Here is a 2,195-nt window from a genome sequence, read left to right as displayed (position 1 = left end):
TTCACTTACCGAGTGCTTCCTGACGGGCGACCTGGGACCTTAGACAAGTCCAAGTCTTCCCTGTTCAGGGAGCACTTCGGTGCTTCTACACGCCGATCACACCGCCACCCCGTGAATGATCCGGGCTAACTCGACTCCCCCCGGGTCCCAGGAACCAGTCCAAGACTCTCCGGTCAGCTTGCCACCGGTCCCGTCAGGGCGGGTGTGTTGCGGGCCTCGTGAATGAGAGCTGCCTCTGCCAACGCGTCGCCTGTTGGGTTCAGCGGCGCCATGCGGACGGCCCGGACGAGCGCATCCGGCAGGTCGGCAGCATCACGCTCTACGTGGGTTCGAAAGACGTGCCACGCTGCCCCAACGGCCACCCCGTTGCCCACCTGCTTGTATGAAGCAGTGTCCCGCTGACCATCGAACGACAGGGCACGTCCGAAGCCCTGCAGTCGTGCGGCCTCGTGGGGGGTAAGGCGGCGGCGCCGAGTGCCGATGACCGACGTTTGCGTGATCGCCACCAGAGCCGGCAGGTAAGTGGGCGCCTTGGCTCTGATCCCGGAAGGTCGGAAGTGCATGACCGTGTCCCACAGGGAAGCGGTGTCCTGCGCCTGCCACTCCAGCTTGCGCCGTGAGGCTGGGAAAGAGTTGAAAGTTGGGTTAGCGCGCTTCCAGCCGCGGATGATGCTGCGGTGCTCGTCGTAGAAGCGTGCGTTCTTGATGAGGATCTGCGACTTCCACCGGGGCATGGCCTCGAGCTCGAACGGGTCCAGACCACGCTCGGGTGCCCAGTCGTCCGCCCACAGCGGGAACCCTGGGAGCCTGATGCCTTTCGCAGCCCACATCCGTCGGACCAGGTCGTCCCACGCATCGACCCAGGACGTCTCGTCGACACTCAGCCGGTACTTCGAGACCTCAGCGATTGTCGAGTCGTCGTCCAGGATCCATTCGGCATCCCAGTGGTGCACGTTCCATCCGTCGACAGGTGCCCGCACGACAGTCGGCGGGACGTTGGTCTCGCTGAGGGCTCTGTCGCGGCCGACGTAGGTACCGAGGATGAAGACCCGGTCCCGGACCTGGGGCGTGCCTCCGAGCGACGGGGGGAGGAGGTGGGGTGAGAACACGGAGGGGGTTGCTGAAACGCGGTAACCGATCTCTCGGAGCGTCTGGATGATGACGTCCCACTCGTGGGTGTGGCGGGGTCCAGTGATGTTGCGCACGTTCTCCAGGAGCACGACAGCGGGCGTGCGGTCCTCGAGGATCCTTGCGATGTTCCAGAAGAGCGTGCCGCGCGCCTCCTCCATGCCTCGCTGGTAACCGGACTTCGAGAACGGCTGACACGGGAAGCCGGCGGCCAGGACATCGTGAGGCGGGACGTCTACCGCTTCCTCGTCAGGCGTTGCCAGCGTGATGTCGGTGTTGACGATCGGCCGCTGGGCCGGTGGAAGGGGCTCGACCCAGTTCCGGACGTAGGTCTGGCGCGCCTCGCGGTCGATCTCGGAGACGTAGACGCACCTACCGCCCGCGTGGTCGAGCATGGCGTGGAACCCACCGATGCCCGCGAAGAGGTCTGCGTACCTGAATGCTGCAGAGCCCTTCGCCATGGCACCAAGCTTAGCTGAGGAGTCAGCTATGTCAAATTCCCGCGCCGATTCGTCGAAGAGTAGCGGCAGGGCGTCGTTCATGAGCCTGGTCCTCTGGTCCGGCGCACGGCCGACCCGATGCGCTGCGAGCGAGTGTCAACCCGTCGTGAGCAGTCCATCAAGAGGGTCTGACAGACCTGTGGATGGGGCGGCGGAAGGCCACTACCTGTGGACGAGGGAGCGATCCGCAGCACGACGTCGTGACACAGTTCGGGGGAAGGCACGACGGGCACGGGAGATCCGGGCTTGGGACGCCCCCAGGTTTGCTCTAGTTCGAATGGCCGAGGCTCTGGTTTCATGCCCCCGAGGCAGGTCTCGCGAGCTCGTCAGAAGTGTGTGCGTCGGATCGGACGGCAGGCGAGGCCGGCGTTGGCACAAGGCCGCACCTGGCTAGACTGACCTCAACCTGGTACGCCTGATCCAACGCGAGGAACCATCATTGTCGGCGGCGCTTGAAAACTAGACAGTAGCGGCGCTCGAAAAGTGGACACTCTGCCGACGATTGGAGTGTGATCACTATGGAGGACTGGGCGTTGATCAGGAGGCTGGCCGCTGAGGGCGTGCCGA

The 2,195-nt window shown here is 64.6% G+C and carries 1 protein-coding gene; it reads right to left on the bottom strand.

Annotation, left to right across the window (positions count from 1 at the left end):
• Positions 1-173 precede the first annotated feature (173 nt).
• On the bottom strand, positions 174-1,670 hold the full coding sequence (locus ACI3ET_RS16280; protein ID WP_405034117.1) for a DNA cytosine methyltransferase: 1,497 nt from the start codon (positions 1,668-1,670) through the stop codon (positions 174-176).
• Positions 1,671-2,195: the final 525 nt, after the last annotated feature.

Source organism: Ornithinimicrobium jinqii, assembly GCF_045032595.1.
Taxonomy (GTDB): domain Bacteria; phylum Actinomycetota; class Actinomycetes; order Actinomycetales; family Dermatophilaceae; genus Ornithinicoccus.
This window is presented reverse-complemented; position numbering and strand designations above follow the sequence as displayed.